The sequence below is a fragment of the Niabella yanshanensis genome, from assembly GCF_034424215.1.
GTDB lineage: Bacteria > Bacteroidota > Bacteroidia > Chitinophagales > Chitinophagaceae > Niabella > Niabella yanshanensis.
Genome location: NZ_CP139960.1, coordinates 3372819 through 3391637 on the forward strand (window position 1 = coordinate 3372819; position 18819 = coordinate 3391637).

At 42.6% G+C, this 18819-nt stretch carries 21 protein-coding genes; 19 read left to right on the forward strand and 2 right to left on the reverse strand.

All coding sequences use genetic code 11. The features are described from left to right. Positions 1 to 151 precede the first annotated feature (151 nt). Positions 152 to 3406: a SusC/RagA family TonB-linked outer membrane protein gene (locus U0035_RS14100; protein WP_114790408.1), complete on the forward strand. Its 3255-nt coding sequence runs from the start codon at positions 152 to 154 to the stop codon at positions 3404 to 3406. Between the two features lie 80 nt (positions 3407 to 3486). Continuing rightward, positions 3487 to 5184 carry a RagB/SusD family nutrient uptake outer membrane protein gene (locus U0035_RS14105; RefSeq protein ID WP_114790409.1) on the forward strand — a complete coding sequence of 566 codons (1698 nt, stop codon included), beginning with the start codon at positions 3487 to 3489 and terminating at the stop codon, positions 5182 to 5184. 158 nt (positions 5185 to 5342) lie between these two features. Here the strand turns inward: U0035_RS14105 and U0035_RS14110 are convergent, their stop codons facing one another. Then, positions 5343 to 5780, reverse strand: coding sequence for a cupin domain-containing protein (locus U0035_RS14110; RefSeq protein ID WP_114790410.1), 438 nt, complete (start codon positions 5778 to 5780; stop codon positions 5343 to 5345). 85 nt (positions 5781 to 5865) lie between these two features. Between U0035_RS14110 and U0035_RS14115 the strand changes: the two genes are divergently transcribed. The 12 genes from U0035_RS14115 to U0035_RS14170 all read left to right on the forward strand — a co-directional run bounded on the left by U0035_RS14115 (position 5866) and on the right by U0035_RS14170 (position 13824). Continuing rightward, positions 5866 to 6483: a TetR/AcrR family transcriptional regulator gene (locus tag U0035_RS14115; protein WP_114790411.1), complete on the forward strand. Its 618-nt coding sequence runs from the start codon at positions 5866 to 5868 to the stop codon at positions 6481 to 6483. Positions 6484 to 6578: 95 nt separating this feature from the next. After that, positions 6579 to 7166 (forward strand): DJ-1/PfpI family protein, encoded by a 588-nt coding sequence (locus tag U0035_RS14120; RefSeq protein ID WP_211316391.1) that lies wholly within the window; start codon positions 6579 to 6581, stop codon positions 7164 to 7166. 79 nt (positions 7167 to 7245) lie between these two features. Further along, entirely contained in the window at positions 7246 to 7893 is a 648-nt protein-coding gene (locus U0035_RS14125) for a DUF4272 domain-containing protein (protein ID WP_114790413.1), read from the forward strand. Between the two features lie 25 nt (positions 7894 to 7918). Next, positions 7919 to 8290, forward strand: a complete 372-nt coding sequence (locus U0035_RS14130) for a hypothetical protein (protein ID WP_114790414.1) — start codon at positions 7919 to 7921, stop codon at positions 8288 to 8290. A 30-nt stretch (positions 8291 to 8320) separates the two neighbouring features. Further along, positions 8321 to 8506 (forward strand): NADAR family protein, encoded by a 186-nt coding sequence (locus U0035_RS14135; protein ID WP_211316392.1) that lies wholly within the window; start codon positions 8321 to 8323, stop codon positions 8504 to 8506. Then, positions 8507 to 8917 carry a riboflavin biosynthesis intermediates N-glycosidase gene (gene ybiA, locus U0035_RS14140; RefSeq protein ID WP_211316393.1) on the forward strand — a complete coding sequence of 137 codons (411 nt, stop codon included), beginning with the start codon at positions 8507 to 8509 and terminating at the stop codon, positions 8915 to 8917. It begins immediately after the preceding gene. Between the two features lie 305 nt (positions 8918 to 9222). Next, positions 9223 to 10164, forward strand: coding sequence for a hypothetical protein (locus U0035_RS14145; RefSeq protein ID WP_114790415.1), 942 nt, complete (start codon positions 9223 to 9225; stop codon positions 10162 to 10164). A 148-nt stretch (positions 10165 to 10312) separates the two neighbouring features. Next, entirely contained in the window at positions 10313 to 11032 is a 720-nt protein-coding gene (locus tag U0035_RS14150) for a DUF3667 domain-containing protein (protein WP_114790416.1), read from the forward strand. A gap of 765 nt (positions 11033 to 11797) precedes the next feature. After that, positions 11798 to 12244: a helix-turn-helix domain-containing protein gene (locus tag U0035_RS14155; RefSeq protein WP_114790417.1), complete on the forward strand. Its 447-nt coding sequence runs from the start codon at positions 11798 to 11800 to the stop codon at positions 12242 to 12244. Further along, entirely contained in the window at positions 12234 to 12797 is a 564-nt protein-coding gene (locus U0035_RS14160) for a PIN domain-containing protein (RefSeq protein WP_114790418.1), read from the forward strand. Before U0035_RS14155 ends, U0035_RS14160 begins: the two co-directional genes overlap by 11 nt. 104 nt (positions 12798 to 12901) lie before the next feature. Further along, positions 12902 to 13165, forward strand: coding sequence for a hypothetical protein (locus U0035_RS14165; RefSeq protein WP_114790419.1), 264 nt, complete (start codon positions 12902 to 12904; stop codon positions 13163 to 13165). 86 nt (positions 13166 to 13251) lie between these two features. Next, positions 13252 to 13824 (forward strand): hypothetical protein, encoded by a 573-nt coding sequence (locus U0035_RS14170; RefSeq protein WP_114790420.1) that lies wholly within the window; start codon positions 13252 to 13254, stop codon positions 13822 to 13824. A gap of 149 nt (positions 13825 to 13973) precedes the next feature. Here U0035_RS14170 and U0035_RS14175 read toward each other — a convergent pair whose 3' ends face one another. Then, positions 13974 to 14345: a winged helix-turn-helix transcriptional regulator gene (locus tag U0035_RS14175; RefSeq protein ID WP_114790421.1), complete on the reverse strand. Its 372-nt coding sequence runs from the start codon at positions 14343 to 14345 to the stop codon at positions 13974 to 13976. A gap of 124 nt (positions 14346 to 14469) precedes the next feature. Between U0035_RS14175 and U0035_RS14180 the strand changes: the two genes are divergently transcribed. From U0035_RS14180 to U0035_RS14200, 5 genes are all read left to right on the forward strand, one after another. After that, positions 14470 to 15264 (forward strand): SDR family oxidoreductase, encoded by a 795-nt coding sequence (locus U0035_RS14180; RefSeq protein ID WP_114790422.1) that lies wholly within the window; start codon positions 14470 to 14472, stop codon positions 15262 to 15264. A 21-nt stretch (positions 15265 to 15285) separates the two neighbouring features. Next, on the forward strand, positions 15286 to 15609 hold the full coding sequence (locus U0035_RS14185) for a nuclear transport factor 2 family protein (protein WP_114790423.1): 324 nt from the start codon (positions 15286 to 15288) through the stop codon (positions 15607 to 15609). Positions 15610 to 15942: 333 nt separating this feature from the next. Further along, positions 15943 to 16521, forward strand: coding sequence for an EF-Tu C-terminal domain-related protein (locus tag U0035_RS14190; RefSeq protein ID WP_114790424.1), 579 nt, complete (start codon positions 15943 to 15945; stop codon positions 16519 to 16521). A 92-nt stretch (positions 16522 to 16613) separates the two neighbouring features. After that, positions 16614 to 17285 (forward strand): hypothetical protein, encoded by a 672-nt coding sequence (locus U0035_RS14195; protein ID WP_114790425.1) that lies wholly within the window; start codon positions 16614 to 16616, stop codon positions 17283 to 17285. Positions 17286 to 17976: 691 nt separating this feature from the next. Continuing rightward, positions 17977 to 18507, forward strand: coding sequence for a hypothetical protein (locus U0035_RS14200; RefSeq protein ID WP_114790514.1), 531 nt, complete (start codon positions 17977 to 17979; stop codon positions 18505 to 18507). The last annotated feature ends 312 nt before the right edge of the window (positions 18508 to 18819 follow it).

Below are 18819 nucleotides of genomic sequence, written 5' to 3' on the forward strand. Positions count from 1 at the left end.
GAGAATGCGAGCACATTCTCCCTAAGTAATTGTCCACTAAAGCGCCAACTTCAGTGGCATTGATTCATTAACTCAAAACAAATATATGCAAAATTGCACTTGCTATGAAGCGAGGGCTGTACGCCTGTGCTTTAGGAAAATCCTCTTTTTCATGAAATTATCTCTTCTGTTTCTTGGCCTGGCATTGCAGGTCTCTGCTACAAACTACGGGCAGTCCATTAGCCTCAGGGAAGAGCATGTGTCATTAAACGAGATATTTAAAAAGATTGAAAAAAAATCTCCTTACCGCTTTTATTTCTCCAGCGATGTATTGCCTCAAAAACATTTTACTTCGGTTTATGCCGACAAGGCCAGCCTGGAAGATGTAATGAACAAAATCTTAACGGGTGTAAATCTTTCGTGGAAACAGCTTTCGGGCAATAGGGTGGTTATTACTGAAAACTTGCCTTTATCAGCGGCAGCAACCACGGCTAAAACAATAACCGGACTGGTAACCGATAATACCGGTGCAGCACTTGAAGGTGTTTCGGTTGTTATTAAAGGAACAAGTACCGGCGTTGTTACGTCTGCAACGGGCAGGTTTTCTATTAATGCGAACGAAGGTGATGTGCTGGTGTTTTCACGTGTTGGATACCAGGAGCAGGAAATAGCGGTAGGCGCGCAGGACATTATAGATCTTATACTACAGGCCACCCAGGGAAGTTTGTCGGAAGTAATAGTAGTAGGCTATGGTGTACAGAAAAAAGGGAGTTTAACTGGTGCCTTGCAAACAGTTACCGGAAATCAGCTGCGGGATATTACCACGCCTTCGGTTGAGAATATGTTGAATGGTAAAGTTTCGGGCGCATTTGTAGCACCTGGCTCCGGCAGGCCCGGGTCAAGAGGGGCAGTGGTGATAAGAGGCCAGGCAACTTTAAGCGGCACTACAAGTCCTTTATGGGTGATTGACGGGGTGATTGTGGGTTCGGGTGCGGGTGATTTAAACCCCGATGATATTGAAACGATGACCATCCTTAAAGATGCCGCGTCTACAGCCATTTATGGTTCGCAGGGAGCGAACGGCGTGGTGGTGGTAACTACAAAAAAAGCAAGGGCTGGCAAAACAAGCTTAAACTATTCTACCCGCATGGGTGTAAGCACACTTACTAATGGTAACCTGAAGATGATGAACGGAGCGGAGCTGTACGATTATTACGCATCGTTCGCAAATGCAGGTACCATCTCCTTCCCGCGCTGGAATGCTAATTTGCGCAACAGCAATTTCGACTGGTGGGACCTGGCGGTACAAAATGGGTTCACCCAAAATCACAATGTTTCCATCGCAAGCGGAACCGAGAAGCTGCAGTCGTACCTTTCTGTTGGTTATTACGATGAAAAAGGAGCAGTAAAAGGTTACGACTACACAAGGTATAATGCCCGGCTTACACAGGTATACAAGCCGCTGAAATGGTTACAGGTGAAGCCAGCGATTGTAGGTTCTTACCGGCATGTGAAAAACCGCGAGTATTCTACAACAGCCATGTACTCTAACTTCCCATGGGATAGTCCTTACGATTCTGCGGGCAACCTGGTGGGACATCGTTCCAGCCTTTGGGTAAATAGCGCTGGAACCAATTACCTCTACGATTTGCAGTGGGATCATTCCGAAAACAAAAACTACGAATTAATGGGTAACCTCGACTTTGAGGTAAAGCTTACCAACTGGCTTACGTTTTCCTCGGTAAACAGCTACAGGTATAACACTTATTCAGCAAGTGGTTACAGCGATCCGCGCTCCAACTCAGGGTTAAATGTAAAAGGACGCTTAACAGATTATAGAGATGAATATGCCAGACGGTATACCAACCAGATGTTCACGGTAAACAAAACATGGGACCGTCATGTTTTATATGCCGTTGCCGGTTATGAATTTAACGACTATTATGCCAAAACGCTTGACGTATATGGTACCGGCTTTATTCCTGGTTTTGAGGTGCTGGATGTGGTGGCAAAGCCTGAGCGTACAAAAGGAAATATTAATGAATGGGCTGTTCAATCTTACTTATCCAAAGCAAACTATACCTATGATAACAGGTACCTGTTGGAAGCGTCTTTACGCAGGGATGGCGCTTCTAACTTTGGAGACAATGCCAAGTATGGCAACTTCTTTTCAGTTAGTGCAGGCTGGAACATTAATAAGGAGCGCTGGTTTAATGCCGACTGGGTAAATGTTTTAAAACTCCGTGCTTCTTACGGCTCCGCAGGCAATCGCCCCAATACCCTATATCCGCAGTATAGTCTTTATTCTGTATCAACAGCCGCCAGCTATAACGAAGATCCGGGTGCGCTTATCAGCCAGATCGGCAATAAAGATCTTACCTGGGAGCGAACCTACACAACAGGTGTAGGCGTAGATGGGGCCTTTTTCAGCAACCGGTTAAGATTGACACTGGATTATTACAATAAGAATACCGATAACATATTATACATGGTGCCCATAAGCGGGTTAACCGGCGTAACCAGCATTTGGCGAAACATAGGCGAGATGAATAACAAAGGGATAGAAGTTTCCCTGGGGGGAGATATCATTCGCAATGAAGACTGGTTATGGAGTCTCGATGTAAACCTGGGCCACAATACCAATCAGCTTACCAAATTGTATCCTACAAAAAATGCAGATGGTACTTATTCGGTAAAACCTGTAATCATTGGAGACGGTTTAGGCATAGCAGGCTCTGCACAACGTGTATTAGAACCCGGTCGCCCGGTTGACACTTATTACCTGAAGGAGTGGGCTGGGGTAAACCCGGAGAATGGTTCGCCTCTTTGGTATAAGGTACAGCGGGATGCCAACGGCAACGAAACGGCACGCGACACTACCTCAAGATATGCACAGGCTACTTTTGAAAAGCTCTACAGGGCTTCTCCCAGTTTCTTCGGCGGATTTTCTACCGCGCTGCAATACAAACAATTTGATCTGAACGCAGTATTTGGTTACGCGGTAGGCGGTAAAATTTATAACTATTCAAGACAGGAGTATGATGCCGACGGAACTTATACCGACCGTAACCAGATGAAGCTGATGCCCGAATGGAGCCGTTGGCAGAAACCAGGCGATATAGCGACTCATCCTGTAGCCCGGTATAACAATAACAGCCAGGCCAATCAAATGTCGTCTCGCTATCTTGAAGACAGGGATTTCCTGCGGTTACGCTCACTTACCGTTGGTTACAACGTTAAACTCAGCCGGTTTCACGTTAATAACCTGCGTGTGTTCTTTGCTGGTGAAAACCTGTTTGTTATTACTAATTATTCAGGGGTGGATCCTGAGATCCCGGCCAACGACGGTGCTGTTTTAAGCTCTACCGGTCCATCGGTATATCCTGCAACCCGCAGGTATATGTTTGGGTTAAATGTGTCATTCTAAACTGATCCGGCATCCATCTTTACCAATGACATAGCTAAAAAGATAGCAGTCGAAAACAATCAATATAAACAGATATACGAATGAAAAAGATATTTATCATATTACTTATATCGGCGCTGTTCACCTCTTGTGATATAGACCGGTATCCTTACGGGTCGATGGATACAGACAGAATCGTTACCGATCCCGAGGCCTCCCTGAAGTCTTTATTAAATGGTACTTATGCACAATTAAAGGCTTGGTCCGATCCCATGCATCGATGTGGTGAGTACGCGGGAGACAATATTATGATCAGGGGTTCCTCTACTGATGCATTTTATGAGTTTATATCATTCTCCCGCTCCCCCAATAACGGCCGCTTAAACCAGTTTTGGAACTCGGGTTATAAAGCCATCGCGCAGGCCTCCAATGTTATTAGTATGATCCAGGAAGGGAAAAGTGCAGATATCGATAATAACCTGGGAGAATGCTATTATATACGGGGCATGTTATATTTTTATTTTGTACGCGCTTACGGGCGACCCTACTATCAAAATCCTGAAACCAATTTGGGAGTGCCTATTGTTAACGGAACGCCTCCCGATGTAATCAATTTGGAGCTGCCCGACCGAGCCACCGTAAAAGCTACTTATGAGCAGGTGATCAGCGACCTGAAGAAAGCTGAAACATTACTGACCAAAAAGAGCGGCCCCGTGTATGCTTCAAAGGGTGCAGCCCAGGCCATGTTATCACGCGTTTACCTGTATATGAGCGGCACCTACCAGGCGCCCAACAGAGAGTATGCTCAATTGGCTGTTGATTATGCGAATAAAGTAATCAGCTCAGGCGACTATTCTTTACTGCCGCGCGAGCAGTTTATGAAATATAATACGCTGAAGCCAGAGAATAATGCCGAAACCATATTCGCGGTAAAACGGGTGGCTTCAGAATTTTCTGGGTTCGACCACTACTATGGAGTAGGTGGCATGTATGCCAACATTGGCGGAATGGGTTGGGGTGAGATGTATGCCAGTGCAAAGCATATTGCTTTACTGAATGAAACCGGGCGTAACGACTGGCGTTCCACCAAATACAAAATTGTAGATGCCCGGGCAGCTTTTATTGAGCCTACCTATGCGGCTGGTGGCGCTGAAGTGTTCAGGTTTATTAAAGAAGACGGTCCTACCGTGCTCAATTATGTACAGGCAACTATTACACGCAATGGAGGCAATATAACCTGTAAAGAAGGCGATGTTACCTACACGCTCACCCCGGTTGATGCGGCGCAGGAAATTTATTCCATATTGTATAAAGACGGGAAAACGTATACCGGTGTTATTGATAATTTCATTTCTCTTAATCGTGTTTACCCGCAGTTTTATATTGTAAAATGTTCGCGCGAAGGCGAGGATTCGCATCTTCACTCCCCGCTGATCAGCAGGTTGGGAGAAGTATATCTAAACAGGGCCGAAGCTTATGCCAAACTGGGTAATTATGCTATGGCATTAACCGATTTGAATACCATTCGTACACGATCCATTGTTGGTGGCGGCTATGCCTCGCTTGATGCTTCTAACGCAAGCGAGCGGATAGATAAGGAACGCCAGCTGGAGCTTGCGTTCCAGGCAGAGCGCAGCTATGATGTGTTTCGCAATGGCGGCTCTCTAACCCGGCGCTACCCTGGCCCTCATCAGCAGTTTGAAGCTATAGCGCCTACAGATTACCGGGTGGTTTATTATATCCCGCAAGATGCCATTAATTCTTATCCGGGAACATTAACACAGAATCCTACCCAGTAACGGGTTAGCGCATTTAGTCTTAAAATGTAAAAAAGCTTTGCAAATGCGCAAAGCTTTTTTTATGCATTGATTCGTTTCCAGGTATGGAGCATCTGCAGCCTGTGCTGCTAAGGGGTATTGTATTTTTTGATTAAGAAGGCAAAATAATATCCTGAAGGCTATCCTATTATAATATGCATATCATAGCTGGCCGACTGCCGCGCCAGGTTGCCCAATAGCTGGGGTGCTACCGATTTTTCAAATGCATTCTCTTCTTTTGCATCAATGCCAAATTTTTCAAAAAGAGACATAAAGCCTTTGGGGCTATGCACATTCATAAAGCGGCAGTTTTCAGTGCCCGAATTTTTAAAGGTATGGAGTGTATTAGCTGGTATATCGATGCTTGAACCTGCCTTAACGGTGACAGCCTTGTCGCCAATCAGGAATTCCATTTCACCTTCGATTACCATAAAAAGTTCATGATAACCCTGATGATAATGTGGAGGAGGACCAGGTACGCCCGGTGCACTGATGCCTTCCATTAAATCATAATCACCTGAGGTTTCGTGTAGAATAATTTGGTGCCCCATGCAAACCAGCTCTTTGTTCGGTTTCATTTTTTTGTTTATTTTATTAGACGTTTGTCTCACGAAAGTATAACTTAGTTTTCGTAATCAAAAATTTTTATAAGATATTTGTCTCATGAGTAATGATAACATATCGAGTGGCCGCATCAACCAGAAATTGAAAACGCAGCAACGTATATTGGAAACAGCAAAAAAAATGCTTCTTTCGAAGAAGGACTTTTCTTTGGAAGATGTTGCGGTGAAAATGCAGATCTCCAGGGCCACCATTTACAGGTATTATCCCAATATCGATATTCTTTGCCTGGATGTAGCGATTGCCATGACTAATAAGGACCCGGAAGATTTTTCTTTTTATGTAAAAGATATGGACCTGAAACAGTCTCTCTTGTATGTACAGGATTACTTCAATACTCTTATACAAAAGCACGAAACGCCGTTTAGAAAATACCTGAGCCTGGTGCTCGATAAATCGGTTAAAGGCGAAAAGGCCAGCGCGCACCGGGGCGGCCGGCGTCCTAAAACGCTTGAGGTAGTCATGCGGCCTTTTCATGATGAGATTGGAGGCAAGAACTATGAGAACTTAAAAAATATTGTGACTGTGCTTTGCGGTGTTGAGCCGTTGATTGTTAATAAAGATGTGAACCAGCTTAATAACAAGCAATCTAATGACCTATTAAAATGGGCACTTGAAATGATTTTAAAAGGGATGGCTGCCGATAAGAAAAGTAAATGATATCGGTTACCGGATCATTCCTTGTTATAACGCTGTATTTGCTTAAGCTAACTCATGCTTAGCCATAAGTGATGTATCTTTAGAAGATAATGGATGTGGCAGTACTACTTTTTGATGATTTTGAAACCCTGGATGTTTTTGGGCCGGTAGAAGTATTCGGCAGGCTTACTGACTTATATACCGTACAATTTTATTCGTTGCAGGGAGGACAAATAAGCAACAGGCATGGCGTATCTCTTTCAACGGTAATGCTTGAATCCATTACCTACCCGGTAGATATCTTTTTAGTTCCCGGCGGGTTAGGCACGCGCAAAGAAGTCGGTTATTCTTCGTTGATAGAAAAAATAAAGGTAGTATGCGATCAAAGTAAATATGTGTTAACGGTGTGTACAGGCAGTGCACTACTAGCCCGAACAGGCTTGCTTGATCATAAAAAAGCTACTTCCAATAAAAGGGCTTTCGATTGGGTAGCCAGTAACGGACCACATGTGCGATGGGATAAGACCGCCCGCTGGGTAGTGGATGGTAAATTCTACACCTCATCCGGTGTAAGCGCCGGAATCGACATGTCTTTAGGTTTTTTGAGTGACCGGTATGGAATTGAATTTGCCAGAAAAGTAGCCAACGAAATTGAATACAACTGGATGGAAGATAGCGCCAACGATAGCTTTAAGGCGGTTTGATCTATACTTCAAGCTTGCTGGTGAAAAACACCAGCAAGGGCTAAAAAATGAACTACCAGACTATTAGAAACTTTGATTTATGAAGACAGCCGATGAGCGAAAACTGGAAACAGAAGCATTATTGGGAGAGTTGAATATTCCCTATATAGACCATTTGCCTCTCATTGAAGAGGAAACGGAAGCCCGGCTGAGAACAGCACCGGAGATCGCAGAACGGATTCTGATTTTAACCTATTTGAATTATGTATCAGAAGTTCCTGCAGATGGTTCTAAGGTGATCGCATTTTTGAAAGCGAATGCTCTTTGGAACAAAGTGTCGCCTGCTGAAAAAGAACTGTTCCAAAAAGAGAGGCTAACGAGGCAGGAAGAGGTTAATATTTCCTGGCGTACAGAAGCCATTTGGTTATTGCTTTGGGCTATCCATAAAGTTGAAGATCTGGCACTTCCTACTGAGGAAATTGAGCCTAACGATATTTTCGAAAGACTTCCTGAGTTTTTAGCTGATCCGACAGATTTCATTAATGAAGTAACGTTGCGACCCACTTCAGCAATTCTTGATATGTCTGATCTCGTGTACCGACTACATTGGGCAACAAGAAATGCTGGCCTGAAAGATGAACCTATACCAGCTTCATTAAATTTAAGTGTGATCATGGAGCGTCACTATGCCATTAACTGGCTTACTTATTATGCTGATGAATGGGATGATGTAACATTAGACACATAGACGTATTTTCGAATAAGAATGGGCAATGAAAACCGAACTAAAATATATTGAGCTTAAAACAGGTTTTTCCGATGATGGCCCGGCATGGATAGGCTATGTATCTTTTTCAAAAACCGGGAAGATGCTGTATTTTAATGGAAAGGCTTTTCATGGAAACGGGCATGGTAACTGTTATGACGTTGAAAATGGGGAACTGTATTGGATAACAGGTATAAAGAACAATGGTGATAACCGGCATCCAGTGGGTAAAGGTGTGATTCATATTGATGAAGCTGCTATTGAAGAATATGAATTAATTACCGGGGTAAAAATTGAGAATAATAAAAGCTATAAAATCATAACAGTTCAGCCTACCGATAAAGAATGTTTTCATCAGTTGCTAAATGAGAAGCTATAATTTTGTTTTAATTTCTAATTGCGATTGGGTATGATGTCAACATACAATATCAACTGGCTAACTGATAAATTTGAGAACGGTGAGGATTTAACCTATCTCTATTTCTGGGGACATAACAATAAAGACCAGCAACCGGCTGGAAAATTTTGCCTGAGCCAGTGGTACGAGTTTCCCTTTACTGTAGGCGGCATCATTTATAAAACAGCCGAGCATTGAATGATGGCACAAAAGACTGTATTGTTTGCCAATGGCGATCTGTTTAATAAGATCATCGATAGCCATACGCCAGCGGAAGCTAAAGCGTTAGGTCGCCAGATCATCGGGTTTGATGAGCTAATCTGGAACGACCATAAATATAATATTGTGACGACGGGTAACATCCATAAGTTTAACCAGCATCCTCAACTGGCGGCGTATCTTGCAAATACGGGAGATAGTATATTGGTAGAAGCCAGCCCGGTAGATCGTATCTGGGGAATTGGCCTGGCACAGGATGATCCCTATATTGATAATATTTATGCCTGGCAGGGCCAGAACCTACTAGGTTTTGCCTTAATGGAAGTAAGAGATTTCCTGAAAGATTTCGGAACTTTTCAACCACTCGAAAATGCATCAGAACCACCTTGAGTAAAATATCCCGGTATAGAAGCAGCCGATATGTTCTGGCGCATGGGCGCTGGCGAAGATTGTATTACTAATTGGACCAACTATTTTCAAAATCTATCTTCCAGGGACCAGACGATTTACCAGCTCACCTATCCGCAACCGCAACAATGGAAGGATTTTTATGATTGAATACAAGTGGCGTAGATGATATTCATCATAAGTATACAGTTGATAACTGTAACATTTTATGTTATTTCACGTATTATTATCAGATGAAATGCGTCACGGTTCTTCTGGTAAACGTTCTGGCTCTATATGGTATTGCTATGGCACAAAGCCATAGTGTTACTATTATGGGCAATGTGCATTATCCATCAAAGCAGTTTAACGCAGATACCCTGGAGACTGCTCTAGAAAGAATCAAGCCTGATATTATATTGCTGGAGTTAGATAGCAGCTTGTTTAACAAAACCTTTGATGACCAATACCGGCTTAAGTATGCATCTAGGGAAAATGAACCGGTTGCTGTGGCCAGGTATATACAAACGCATCCCGCAACTACAGCGGTACCTTTTGATTTTGAAAACAGGGATGCATATAGAAAAGAGAAAGGAATAAAACAGGGCCAAAATAAAATTGAAAAACTGCTAGACAGCCTGTATAACAATAAATTGTTAAGTAAAGATCAGTCTGAAACTGTTGAAAACTATTATGCACTTACGAAAACATTAAATGCTTATGCAGAAAAACCGATTGCAGAATTTAATAGTTTATATACCGATAGTATTGCAAAACTCAGGCAATATTATCAGCATCACGAAATAAAAAAATTAATCGATCAGCGTAAGGAGTTTATACAGCGATTTGTAACCACCAGTTCCGGTGTTACCATTAGTTGGAGAGATGCGTATAAAAATTTATCGGACTTCTGGGATTTACGCAACAAAACAATGGCTCAAAATATCATTAGGGTAGCTGATAAATATCCGGCGAAAAGGATAGTGGTACTGACGGGCTTTTTTCACCGTTATTACCTGTTAGCTGAAATAAAACGACAAGCTCCACATATTCAACTAGAAGATTTTTTTAATCTACCGGATAGTTGCTTGACTGGCAAAACGGAAATGCTGGTGAGGCATAGTAATGTTGTCCATATTGAAAGGTCAAAGCCAAAATACAGCAAAAAATTTTTCGACGGGGTTGGTGTTTTTCATCAACCTGCCAACTCATTTCATTGCATTGTCAACCACCCTGCTTTTATTGGTTAAAACACCATCAGGCATTTATTCTTCGATCTCTTTTTAATCTATCTTTGCCCTCTTTTTAAGCTACCGGTCCCAAAGGCATAAACCTTTTACAGGCAATGCCCGCAAGCTGCGGCAAAAGATCCATACCCTTACGAACAACTAAACATACATGAGCAACTGTAAAAACTGCAACGAGCCGCTCAGCGGTAAGTATTGTGCCGCCTGTGGTCAGCCCGCCCAACTCAAACGCGTCGATTCTCATTATATCATCCACGAAATAGAGCATATCCTGCATTTCGAAAAAGGCATTTTATACACTATCCGTGAACTCATCCTGCGGCCCGGGCAAAACGTGCGGCATTTCCTTTCAGAAAACCGCAGCCGGCTGGTAAAGCCCATTATTTTTTTAATTGTTGCTTCGCTCATCTATTCGCTCATCAATCATTTCTTTCATATCGAAGAAGAGTACATGAGCTTCGACGGAAACGAGGCTTCCGCCACCGCCGCTATATTCGCCTGGGTGCAGGCGCATTATGGCTATGCCAATATCATCATGGGGGTATTTATTGCCTGGTGGACAAAGATCTTCTTCCGTAAATACGGCTATAATATTTTCGAAATACTCATACTGCTTTGTTTTGTAATGGCCATTGGTATGTTGCTTTTTGCGGTATTTGCGCTGCTACAGGGTGTTACCCGTTTCAACCTTATGCAGTATGGGGGTATTGCCGCTCTTATTTATTCTGCCTGGGCCATAGGCCAGTTTTTCAATCCCAAAAAAGCCGCCAGCTACATCAAGGCTTTAATTGCCTACCTGTTGGGCAGCCTTAGCTTTGTTATAGTAGCGGTGGCTATTGGAATTATTATAGATTTGATATTTAAAAAGTAACGGGAACATAGGTCTCCTGATCGGGTAATAAGAACAGTTAATTCCTTGACTCAGACTGTTTAAAAGAAATAAAAAACACAATAGAAGGGGTACTTCCCGGCTAGGCCTAAACACCTCAAGGCCAGGTCCGTCTGGTTCACAACACCGTTCGGCCATCAAAAAGCTGAGTTCGCCATGCTTATGGATTTGCCATCGCAGTCCGGGGCTTTGCTGTTGCGGTAGTAAGATAGCCCCACCTGTGTTCGAGCTAAGTTAACCCGGTAAATACCTGAGCTGATGCATTGTAAAGCAGAGTGCCAGGGGTGTTTACCCAAGTTCGCCCGATGGTTTTATGATTTGGCGAAGCTCCTGTACGCACGCGCGAAGCTTTCTGGTTGGATCTACTAATTTTGGAGCTTCGAACGCGAAGCCTTTCATTGCGCCAGCGAAGGTCTGCATCAGGAAGCCAAAGGTTTTATTCCCGCCGGCGAAGGTCGGCGTCCCGCAGCCGAAGCAAAAAACTTCATTGGTGAAGGAAAAATGTTTGTGAACTCGCGGTAGGGGTGGGTAAGGTATGAGAAATACAGTTTACTGTCGGTATACGCTAAAAATCAATCAATTACTATTACATAGTGCTCAACACGGGGAAATTAGTTGAGAAGACATCAACTCAAAGAAGCGAAGTGTATGCAAAACCCACTAGGTTGCTAATACTGAAGCAGCCGCGGAATCATTGCCGTTTCGTTTATTTCGTTTAATTTTGTGTTGTAAACAAAATGACAAATCATGGAGACAATAGAAAAAGTAAGTAAGGCCGAACAGAAAGTAGCTATTGAATCCTACGATGCTTTAGCCGCTGTTATCGAACAATTAAAATCAAGCACCCCCGAAATAGAAATAGAAGAAACAGGCGAGAAAATTAAGATTCCTCTTAAAGCCCTGAAGTTTTTAGGACAAATGCTGAAAGCAATGAGTACAGGAAAAATGATTTCCCTCGTGCCTGTCGCTACTGAAGTAACTACACAACGGGCGGCAGAACTGTTAGGATGTTCCCGGCCACATATCGTTAAGCTTTTAGAAAAAGGAGATCTAGATTTTACTAAGGTTGGGAAGCATCGGCGCATTAAATTTGAAGATGTTGTTCAGTATAAACAGAAAATGAAAGAAGAGCAAAAGAAACACATTACAGACATCATGAGCTTTGACGAAGAAAGCGGTTTGTATGATTCATAGCGTACGATTTATAGCAGTACTTGATACCAATGTAATTTATCCTGTTGAGATAAGAGACCTGCTATTTTGGTTTGCACACTATGATCTCTATACTCCTAAATGGAGTACCCATGTATTTGATGAGTGGAAAGAAGTGATGATACGTAAAGGCGTTAGCCTGGAAGAAACAGAGCGACGCGTATCCAGGGCTAACCTAGCTTTTCCGGATGCGCTGGTAACTAAATATAACGGTTTGATACAAGGCCTTAAATTACCCGATCCCAAAGACTGTCATGTTTTGGCCGCTGCAATAAAATGCAATGCCAATGTGATAGTAACCAATAATCTCAAAGATTTCCCGGTTGGATACCTGGCATCATTTGGTGTTGATGTAAAATCGGCCGATGACTTTCTTACCGATATTATAGATTTAAACCAGGCGCTGGCTATTGAGGCTTTCAGAGAATTGGTTTTAAACAGGAAAAACCCAGACCTGGATGAATACGAAGTATTAGACCGACTTAGAAAAGCGGGTTTAATTGATACGGCCAATTATATACATGCACTCATATAATGGTCGCCTTTTTCATAGCAATAAGAATATAAATAATGTAATAGTAATGCCTGACGAAACACCGCTCACAACCAATTGCTCAATGAAAAGCTAAGGAAGAAAATATGAACTTTCAGCTCAACCATAACTTAGGTAACTGGCTGGCTGGCTTGAACGGCAAAACCGTGAGCAATATATACCAGGTAAATTATAACGAAAACCGGAAAGAAGACCATTGTTTACCCTGGCTTTGCATGATCACTTTTACCGACCATGACCAATTTTTACAGATTGAAGGAGACTTTGATGGGGACCATATTAAAATAGACCTGTTTGAAATGGGCGTATTAGAAAACAGGCTGCGTGAATATAACCTGACAAATGTTTAATAGCGCATTGAAATTTTAATGCAACAGTTGATAGGGAGAGAATAGTTTCGCATATTTTTGAATTAACCGTGTACAAATAAACCATAATGCAAACAGACTTTTACGGAACGGCAGCCGACAAAAAACTAATACTTGACTTTATATTTGATGAAACAAATTACCAGGTTTTTGATCATTATTCTGAACCAGGACAAGAGCTGAAACAGTATTTTTCAACTAATGAAATTATCGAAAAATTTGATTTGGAAAATGGAAGACAGTACGCCGTTTGCCTTAGCTTATGGAATTCATTAGACGGGTCAAAGAATATCATTAGAAAAGTCGACCTAAATCCCGAAAAATGTGAGGGACAAACTTTTAGGTTTTCCAGCAATGGTTGGGGAGTACAACAGCTGTACTTTGGTGGAATACAAAACGGATATCTTAACCAGTCAACATTTACGGGGTTTAACGAAAAGGGGGCATTGGCTAAAGATTTGTTTAATCCTGAAATTGAAAGAGAGGCTCATAAATTAGACTGGACACTCATCCGTTTCGATCAAAGAAAACTCAAAAGCTTTATTGACAAAGAAATTGCAACGACCAATAAAATTCGAAGAGGCATAATACTGATGAATGCAAACCAGGAAATTGAAAATGGAAAATTAAAAATTAGGTAGTCAAGTAACCAGCTACAACTAAGTATTAAATGCCCCAAAGATTGCTATAACCTGCAACTGGAAATACCAAAAATGGTGAAAGTAGTATAATAAGAAACTGTTCTTTTTTACAACCAGACTTACAGTTGGACTGTGAGGGATAGAAAGCCTTATGCTGCCGGCGACCCGTCGAGCCTTCTCAAAATCAGCTCCCGCAACCGTGCTTCATTTTCATCGCCCCAGGTTCCCAGCATGGCAATTACAGGAACCAGTGTTTTACCAAACTCCGTTAAACTGTATTCTACTTTTGGCGGTACTACGGCGTAAATTTTCTTCTGAATCAATTCATGATCTTCCAGTTCCTTCAGCTGCATATTGAGCACACGCCGGGTGGCATCAGGAATTTTTCGCTGCAGCTCACTCGGGCGTTGATGTCCCTGGTGGATAAACCACAGCAAACGGATCTTCCATTTACCATACAGCACTTCACCTATTAAATCCAAACCGCAATTCAGGTTCGGTAAGATCTTTCTTTCATACATACAACAAATGTAAACCTATGTTCCAAATGGCGCAATAGAGGATAAATTTATCCCTATGTGAATCGTATTTCCGTACTTGTAAGAACTAGGCATAAGTCTCATTTTTGCCCTAAATACATAAACAATGACACAGGATTTTAATTTCAACAATGAGCTTTCCGGCAAAATAGCTTTAGTAACAGGCGGAACCAAAGGCGCGGGGAAAGCCATAGCAGAACGGCTGCTGCAAGCCGGAGCCAAGGTGATCATCACTGCCAGAAATGCACCGGAACAGGAAAACAGCAACATGCACTTTATAGCCGCCGATTTAAGTAAAGCAGAGGGAAGCGCCAAGGTAGTTAGCGAAGTGCTGTCCACTTACGGCAGGCTCGACATTCTTGTTAACAACCTTGGTGGATCATCAACCCCTGCGGGTGGCTTTGCCGCGCTGTCGGACGAAGATTGGGAAAACACCCTGCAGGCTAATTTGCTCGCGCCGGTTCGGCTGGACAGGGGCTTTCTGCCGCAAATGATCGCGCGTAAAGCCGGTGTTATCATTCACATCGCTTCCATCCAGGGCATATTGCCGTTGTATGATTCCACGTTACCTTATGCCGCATCCAAAGCCGCATTAATTAATTACAGTAAAAGTTTATCCAACGAAGTAACGCCCAAAGGTGTTCGTGTGCTTACGGTTTCACCGGGGTGGATTAATACGACAGCATCGAAAGCCTGGCTGGGCGAGATTGCCAGAAATGCCAACAGCACGGTAGCAGAAGCGCAACAAAGTGTTATGAATGCTTTGGGCGGCATACCCTTTGGCAGACCAGCCGAGCCAGGGGAAGTAGCAGAGTTGGTTGGCTTTTTGGTATCGTCAAGAGCGCAATATTTAACAGGGACCAATTTTGTAATCGACGGTGGCACGGTGCCCACTATTTAATAAACCTTAAAATTTGAAATCATGAATTTACCAAACCCAATAGCCCGGTTAGTAGCCACACAAAACAGCTTCGACAGCGTTGCCTATGCCCAATGTTTTTCTGAAACCGCCGTGGTTTTTGATGAAGGGAAAACGCATCAGGGAAGAGCAGCCGTACAAGATTGGATTGCAGAAGCCAACGAAAAGTACAAGGCCACCATGAAACCTGTTGGCTTTGAAGAAAAAGGGGCGGAAAGTGTTTTAAAAGCAGAGGTTTCGGGTGATTTTCCCGGCAGCCCTCTTGTGCTGTCGTATCATTTAGTGATTGCAGACGATCTGATACAATCATTGAAAATTACCGGCTAATATCAATGGCAGTAACCGTCTTTGTTATAAACAAAAGCAGGGCTGAAGTGCATACTTCAGCTTTGTGCTGCTGTTAAGTTTTGGAGATTATTACCCTGGAATTCTATATCTAAAATTTTAGGGCAATACGTAACAGGATTGTTTCGCTTATATTTGAGGTAACCTTTTGAAAATAAGGAGATCTAGATTATTTCCATTCTGCTTTAGCTAATATATAAGAGTAAATGCTCAACAAAACACCACTTACAACAATCCATCAATTAGAAGCTCTGATTGCCATTGACCCTGCAACGCATCCGATAAAGCAAATGGCATCTTTATTCGTTAGTTGCTATGAACGACTGGGATACTGAGGGTCAGATAAACATTGCTGAATTCATCAAGGAAACAAAAGATTTTTTTGGTACGCCACTCACACCAAATAAAATCAACAGCAAGCCCGTTAACCTTTCTGACGGTAGCGCCTGGAAATATGAGGCAGGGAGCTCCCTCGTTGAAATGATCAGGCTTTCTCAACAAGTGTATCAGCAATCGGATTTTGATCAGATCATCGAAAACATTATTGGCTATTATCAAGTGCAATTAGAAAAAATAGACTTCCTGGCAGATCTTAAATATTTAGATACATCAGAAGGCGGACGCAAAACTCCCGCATTTTCAAAATACCGGCCACAAATTAAGTTCGGCTTCGACGATATGCAAACCTCCGGCGAGCAGACTTTTATTAATAAAACTGTTGTAAATCCGGGAGAAGAAGTGGAGGCATCTATTCGTATTATTGCAGTAGATCATTTTAAAAACCGGTTACAGGAAGGAATGGCCTTTGAGTTTCGGGAAGGTCCAAGAATAATTGGAACAGGCGCAATTGTACAATTGCTAAATGAAAAGTTAAGGAAGCCTGCAGATGATTGATGAAAGAAGCCCGCAGCTCAACGTTAGTAGTAAGCTTTCTGCCTAATTTCGTCGAATGTGTTGACTATTTTTGAATACATTAAACTAAACATATGGGACTAGACATGCTGCCAATGGGAAAACCCCAACCCGGATTTGAAAAACGTTTTGTGGAGATTTTTGAAATGCTGAAACAGAACAAAATACCGCAGCCTTCATTTTGGGACAAATTAAAAGGCAAAAAAGTTCCAACCCGGGAGGAGCTATTAGATGAATGGCAGGCCAACCAAATTCCCTCTTACGAAACTATTAAAGCGCCAAGAGTAGGGAGAGATGAAGAAGCAAATTTGTGGATCATGGCTAAATACAATCAGGCAGAACAGGAGATGACGCAGGAACAGTTCATCAAACAATACGATGGATACTATGTAATTGAACTGGCAAAGGAAAAAGATGGTGTGCCCATGTACATTGCTGTAGAGCAGGATGAAAATGTATTCCGAGGTCAGTTTCTTCAGGATTGTGTTGACATTATTGGCGACGACCTTGTAAACGAAGCCTGGGAAACTAAGTTTGCGAACGATGCATTAGACTATGGCAACCGGCTGATGGCAGTGGCTGATAAACTGGCGTTAACGCATAACCTCGCATACCTAAAAACGCAAAGACTACCGCCTGATGTGGATGAAGACACTATAGAAAGCAAGTTGCATATTGTATTTTCTTTAGCCAAGTGGCTCATATTTTACGGTAAGAACGGGCATGGATATGAGGCTGACTTTTAGAATAGAGGCAGACCTAAATAATTTCGACCTGATTAATACTCCTTCACTAGCCAGCTACAGAGAAGTATTAAACACTTTAAAGATGGCTATATCTTACTACCGAAAAATGGCAATGGCAAAACCTTCGATCGCCAGTTTGTATCAGAATTGCTTCGGTCATCTTTGAGTTATAAGCCATTTTAATCCACCCCACCCCCCAACCGAAACCGTAAATTTGACCCATGAACGACAATGATACCAAGTGACTTTCACGACTAACAGCCATCCGGACACAGTTGCAAACAAAGCGACTTTTCTCCTTCGCTAAAACCTCCTTTGCCCTGGTTGGTGTTTTTCACCAAACAGGGGACGCTTCATCAATCTATTGATATCCCTGCCGCCCCTCCTGATAGTATTGATTCCTTGCCCCGTTTGGTGTTTTTCACCAAACGGTTTATCCTTCGTAATGCTTCGTTAAGAAGTCAATAGCACTGATTCCTTGCCCTGTTTTGTGTTTTTCACCAAACAGTTTCACCTCACGGGGACGCTTCATCAATCTACTTATAACTCTAACCGCCCCCTTAATAGTGTTGATTTACAATCAATTTACATTCTTTACAAATCATTTTACAATCTTTTGCGGGCAATTCGTATGCACCGTATTTATGTTTGTGGAGGTATTGATTTAAAAAATAACCAACAAACAAAAATCATGAAAAAAGTTACTTATGCACTGATGGTATCGCTGGTGGTAATAAGCGGGCTGGTATTTGCCAATCGCGAAAAGAATAATGAAACACCTAAAAAGATGGCGCCGCAACCACTTACTGATGCCGAAAGGAGGGCGGCAGTGAAGCAATGGGAGGCTACGCCCGAAGGGATAAAGTACAAAGCATGGGAAGCGTCTCCTGCCGGTAAAAAGGTATATGCCGCTGAAGCCAAAATACGCAAACACATTAAAGGTTATACCAATATGGAGGCCGTGGTAACGGCTCTTTCTCTTCCGCCCGGGTCAAGGCTGGGTTTCGGGGTGATGGTCAGGATTGACGGTGCCGACTATATTCTCAGGTTTGACGATAAGCCCCAGCAGCTAACCACGCTGAAGGTGAACGACAAAATAATAATAAAGAGCCATGCCGTATCACACGCACCCAAATATGCCTACCCGATCATATCGGGAGAGTATGCAGAACGGGATGGTAAAGTACTTTATCAACATCTTCCCCGAGGAGGTGGTTGCTAAGAGTATACAACCAGGTGCTTTGTTTCCAATTCCTGTTTTAGCGCTCTTCCGGGGCGCTTTTTTGATTCGTTTAAATTGTCATTTCTTGGTAGACGCATGGCTTTGAAACGATGAAGTAGCAATCCTAAAAATTTGTCTAACCGCCCTAAGTATAATATATTTTTTGTATATTTAAAGTGGCGAAAATAATTGGAAACACCACCATGCCAGGAGTGCACCTACGAAAGGTAGTGACAACGGAAAATTAATTGCAACCAGCGGAATATTCCGAAATAGCGCTTAATCTGAAAGTAGGGCTAACTTGAAAATTTA

Bases quoted from the DNA above. Each gene is read 5' to 3' on its own strand.
- U0035_RS14100 (WP_114790408.1), top strand. From the start codon at position 152: ATGAAATTATCTCTTCTGTTTCTTGGCCTGGCATTGCAGGTCTCTGCT.
- U0035_RS14105 (WP_114790409.1), top strand. From the start codon at position 3,487: ATGAAAAAGATATTTATCATATTACTTATATCGGCGCTGTTCACCTCT.
- U0035_RS14110 (WP_114790410.1), bottom strand. From the start codon at position 5,780: ATGAAACCGAACAAAGAGCTGGTTTGCATGGGGCACCAAATTATTCTA.
- U0035_RS14115 (WP_114790411.1), top strand. From the start codon at position 5,866: ATGAGTAATGATAACATATCGAGTGGCCGCATCAACCAGAAATTGAAA.
- U0035_RS14125 (WP_114790413.1), top strand. From the start codon at position 7,246: ATGAAGACAGCCGATGAGCGAAAACTGGAAACAGAAGCATTATTGGGA.
- U0035_RS14130 (WP_114790414.1), top strand. From the start codon at position 7,919: ATGAAAACCGAACTAAAATATATTGAGCTTAAAACAGGTTTTTCCGAT.
- U0035_RS14135 (WP_211316392.1), top strand. From the start codon at position 8,321: ATGATGTCAACATACAATATCAACTGGCTAACTGATAAATTTGAGAAC.
- ybiA (WP_211316393.1), top strand. From the start codon at position 8,507: ATGATGGCACAAAAGACTGTATTGTTTGCCAATGGCGATCTGTTTAAT.
- U0035_RS14145 (WP_114790415.1), top strand. From the start codon at position 9,223: ATGGCACAAAGCCATAGTGTTACTATTATGGGCAATGTGCATTATCCA.
- U0035_RS14150 (WP_114790416.1), top strand. From the start codon at position 10,313: ATGAGCAACTGTAAAAACTGCAACGAGCCGCTCAGCGGTAAGTATTGT.
- U0035_RS14155 (WP_114790417.1), top strand. From the start codon at position 11,798: ATGGAGACAATAGAAAAAGTAAGTAAGGCCGAACAGAAAGTAGCTATT.
- U0035_RS14160 (WP_114790418.1), top strand. From the start codon at position 12,234: ATGATTCATAGCGTACGATTTATAGCAGTACTTGATACCAATGTAATT.
- U0035_RS14165 (WP_114790419.1), top strand. From the start codon at position 12,902: ATGAACTTTCAGCTCAACCATAACTTAGGTAACTGGCTGGCTGGCTTG.
- U0035_RS14170 (WP_114790420.1), top strand. From the start codon at position 13,252: ATGCAAACAGACTTTTACGGAACGGCAGCCGACAAAAAACTAATACTT.
- U0035_RS14175 (WP_114790421.1), bottom strand. From the start codon at position 14,345: ATGTATGAAAGAAAGATCTTACCGAACCTGAATTGCGGTTTGGATTTA.
- U0035_RS14180 (WP_114790422.1), top strand. From the start codon at position 14,470: ATGACACAGGATTTTAATTTCAACAATGAGCTTTCCGGCAAAATAGCT.
- U0035_RS14185 (WP_114790423.1), top strand. From the start codon at position 15,286: ATGAATTTACCAAACCCAATAGCCCGGTTAGTAGCCACACAAAACAGC.
- U0035_RS14190 (WP_114790424.1), top strand. From the start codon at position 15,943: ATGAACGACTGGGATACTGAGGGTCAGATAAACATTGCTGAATTCATC.
- U0035_RS14195 (WP_114790425.1), top strand. From the start codon at position 16,614: ATGGGACTAGACATGCTGCCAATGGGAAAACCCCAACCCGGATTTGAA.
- U0035_RS14200 (WP_114790514.1), top strand. From the start codon at position 17,977: ATGAAAAAAGTTACTTATGCACTGATGGTATCGCTGGTGGTAATAAGC.